This window comes from Streptomyces spiramenti, assembly GCF_012034385.1.
Lineage (GTDB): Bacteria > Actinomycetota > Actinomycetes > Streptomycetales > Streptomycetaceae > Streptomyces > Streptomyces spiramenti.
Genome location: NZ_JAAVJB010000363.1, coordinates 1 through 3,357 on the forward strand (window position 1 = coordinate 1; position 3,357 = coordinate 3,357).

3 protein-coding genes are annotated in these 3,357 nt (G+C 75.1%); all 3 read right to left on the reverse strand.

All coding sequences use genetic code 11. The features are described 5' to 3' along the window. Positions 1–118: 118 nt before the first annotated feature. From HCJ92_RS23185 to HCJ92_RS23195, 3 genes are read right to left on the reverse strand one after another with little or no spacing between them, the layout of a single operon-like run. Complete coding sequence (locus tag HCJ92_RS23185) at positions 119–2,101, reverse strand: copper resistance CopC/CopD family protein (protein WP_167935566.1); 1,983 nt, start codon at positions 2,099–2,101, stop codon at positions 119–121. A gap of 12 nt (positions 2,102–2,113) precedes the next feature. Continuing rightward, positions 2,114–2,596 carry a copper chaperone PCu(A)C gene (locus tag HCJ92_RS23190; RefSeq protein ID WP_338054349.1) on the reverse strand — a complete coding sequence of 161 codons (483 nt, stop codon included), beginning with the start codon at positions 2,594–2,596 and terminating at the stop codon, positions 2,114–2,116. Then, positions 2,593–3,255: an SCO family protein gene (locus HCJ92_RS23195; protein WP_167935567.1), complete on the reverse strand. Its 663-nt coding sequence runs from the start codon at positions 3,253–3,255 to the stop codon at positions 2,593–2,595. The genes HCJ92_RS23190 and HCJ92_RS23195 overlap by 4 nt, the downstream gene beginning before the upstream one ends. Between the last annotated feature and the right edge of the window lie 102 nt (positions 3,256–3,357).

A 3,357-nucleotide genomic window follows, 5' to 3' on the forward strand; every position in this document is an offset into this window, starting at 1 on the left:
GCGCCGTGCCGGCCCCGTCGGAGGCGCGTGCGGTCGGGGCGGTGCCTGCGCCCCCGGGGGCGGGGGCAGCGGCCGGGTCGGGGGCGGCGGGGCGGCGGTTGCGTCGTGCCATGTGCTGTCAGCCGATCGGGAAGGTGTCGGTCTCGGTCACCTGGTCGATGTCCGAGGTGCGGATGGTCAGGGAGATCTCCCACTGCCCCGGCCTCGGGAGCTGGACACCGGGCAGGGTCCAGTGCCCGATGTCCACCAGGAGCGCGTCGGGGCGCAGCGGGCCGATCCGCTCGTCAGGAAGGGTCAGCGCGACCCGCAGCTCCGCTGCGGGCAGCGGCTCGCCGGCGGCGTCCACGGTCCGGACGTGCAACTCGTTGTCGCCGGTGGCGCCGGGGGTGATGTCGACGAGGACGGTTCCGGCGCCGTTCTCGCCGCCGGTGTCGAACGGCAGCTCCAGGCTCACGGGGCCTCCCGCCACGGGCCGGGCGTCGGCGGCCTCGTCCACCGTACGGGCCGGCGGGGTCGAGGTGAGCGCGGTGGTGGCGAGGAGCACGAGGGCGGCGATCACCGCCTCGACGAGGACGGACCGTCGCAGGCCGGACCGGACGGGGTCCGCGTCCCGGTCCTTCACCCGGCGTGCCCTGCCCAGCGCCTCCTGCTGCCGCGCGAGCTGCGCGGCGCGCACCGGGTCGGCCGGCGTCGCCGCGGAGACGGCGGCGACGGCAGCCCCCGGGTCGGCCCCGGGAGCGGCAGGGGCCGGGGCGGGGCCCGCGTCGGCCCCGTCGTCGTCCGTACCGGCCGCCCCGTCGGGTCGGCCCGGGGCGGTGGGCCGCTCCGTTCCGTCCGCCAGTCGGGCGGTCCAGCGACGCGAGATCCAGCCGACGCCCAGCAGCAGCGCCACCAGCGCGATCTTCGTCACCAGCAGTTGGCCGTAGCCGGTGGACGCCAGTTGTCCCCAGTCGCCCACCTGGCGCCAGGACTGGTAGACGCCGGTCACGGCCACCACCGCGACCGAGGCCATGGCCGCCGCGGAGAACCGCCGGACCGCGGCGACGGGCACCGCGGGGGCACCGCCGCGGTGCAGCAGGAGCAGCAGCGTGACGAGTCCGCCCAGCCAGACGGCCGCCGCGACCATGTGCAGCATGTCGGCCGGGACGGCGATGTGGGTCTGCGGACCGGAGGCGGCGTGCTCGGCCAGCGACCAGGTCGCGGCGAGCACCAGCGCCAGCAGCGCACCGAGGCCACGCGTCCCCCACGCCGTGCGGACCGGTACGTCGGCCTCCGCACCGCCGCCTGCCGCGGTCGTCGGGGCGCGCAGCAGCCGTACGACGAACCAGGCGACGACCGCGAGCACCGCCAGCCTGGCCAACAGGGCGACGCCGGTCCTGGTGTCCACCACGTCGGTGAGCCCCGCGAGCCGCACGACGTCCCCGAGCCCGCCGCCGGTGATGTACGGCTGCCGCAGGGCCAGCAGGGCGAGGGTGGCGCCGGCGGTCAGCGCCCAGCCGACGGTCGTCACCCGGCGGGCGGCCGGGCGCCGGTCGGCGGCCGGCCAGCAGAACAGGAGGAACGCCGCGCCGCCGACCAGCAGCAGGTAACCGGCGTAGGCCGCGTAGCGGCCGGTGTCGTAGAGCAGCGCGACGGCGGCGTCCTCGGCCGGGCCGTCGGCCACGACGACACTCGTCTCGGAGGGCGCGCCGACGGAGAAGGTGAAGGCGCCGGCCACCGGGTGGCTGTCGGTGGAGATCACCTGCCAGGCGACGGTGTAGGTGCCGTCGGCGATGTCCGGCAGCAGCGGCACGCCGTAGGCGACTCCGGCCCCGTCGGCGGGCCGCCGCTCCGGCGGCCCGGCGTCCACGGCGACTCCGTCCGGATCGAGCACCCGGACGGAGTCGGCGGAGGTCGCGACGTCCTCGGAGAAGTGGAGCACCACCTCCCCCGGCGCCGCGTCGAGGACGGTGCCGTCCTCCGGGTCGCTGCCGAGCAGTGACGCGTGGGCGGCGGCGGGTACCGCGGCGAGCAGCACCGCTGCCAGTGCGGTGACGGCGAGCAGCAGGGCGGCGGTGGCGGCGCGGAGCCGGGGGGCGCGGGAGAGGTGGGGGGTGTCCATGACGCTCTACGGTCACCTACCGGTGTGGGTCGCGGAAGCCACCGGGACGTCGATGGTGAGAGTTCCGGACTTCTCGAACGTCAGCTCTATCGGGACGGTGTCGCCCTCGACGGGCTTGTGGGTCAGTCCGTGCAGCATCAGGTGGTTGCCGCCGCGCGCCAGCTCCAGCGAGCCGCCGGCCGGGACCGCCAACGAGTCGACGGGACGCATCGAGTTCTCCACCGTCTCGTGCAGTTCCACCTTCTCGGCCATCTCGCTGACGGCGCCCACCAGTGCGTCGTCCTCGCCCCCGGTGTTCTCCAGCACCAGGAAACCGCCGGCGACCGCCTCGCTGACGGGTTCGGGTACGAACGCACCGCTGACCGACAGCTCGGGCCCGTCCGGCTCGGAGGAGCAGGCGGTCGCGCCGGCCAGCAGCCCGGCGGCGGCCACCGCGAGGGCGGCCCGGCGTATCGCGACGCGCCGTCGGCCGGTGGCGCGGGGCAGCGGGGTCACGGGGTCTCCCCCTCGATGAGACCCGGCAGGTCGCGCTCGAAGGTCTCGGTGGTGACACCCTCGGTGTACAGGACATGCGCCTTGTCGTCGCCCGGCAGGAAGGCGAGCACCTGCGAACCGTGGCTGGAGATGACCGCCCCGTCGTCCTCGACGTACGGCTCCTCCAGCAGCACGCCGAGCGAGCTCGCCGCCTCCTGGATCTCGCCGAAGTCGCCGGTGAGGCCGATGAAGTCGGGGTCCTGCGCCTGGAGCCAGGCGCCGAGCGACTCGGGGGTGTCGCGCTCGGGGTCGGAGGTGACCATGACGACGTTCAGCTTGTCGCGCTGCTCGTCGCTCAGCTCGGCGGCGGCGTTGGCGATGTTGCTCATCGTCAGCGGGCAGACGTCCGGACAGTTGGTGTAGCCGAAGTAGAGCAGCGTGGTGACGCCCTCGGTCTCCGCGACGAGGTCGTACTCCTCGCCCTCGGTGTCGGTGAGGGTGAGCGCCGGCTTGGCGAAGGGGGTGTCGAGCACGGTGCCGCTCTCGGGGTCGGCGGCGCCGGTGTTGTCCTGGTCCACGACGGTGGCCGGCGGGGTGTCGTCCTCGCCGCCGCAGGCGGTCAGGACGAGCGCGGACGCCACGGTGAGCGCGACGGCCGCGCCGGTGGTGCGGAGCTTCATGGTGGTCGTTCTCCTGATGGTGCTGTCGGTACCGGCCGGTCGACGTGGCGGGAGTAGAGCGAGACGCCCTTCGCGGACTTCTGCGCCGCCCGCAGCCGCGTC

Excerpts from the sequence above, each read along its gene's own strand:
- HCJ92_RS23185 (WP_167935566.1), bottom strand. The coding sequence starts at position 2,101 with ATGGACACCCCCCACCTCTCCCGCGCCCCCCGGCTCCGCGCCGCCACC.
- HCJ92_RS23195 (WP_167935567.1), bottom strand. The coding sequence starts at position 3,255 with ATGAAGCTCCGCACCACCGGCGCGGCCGTCGCGCTCACCGTGGCGTCC.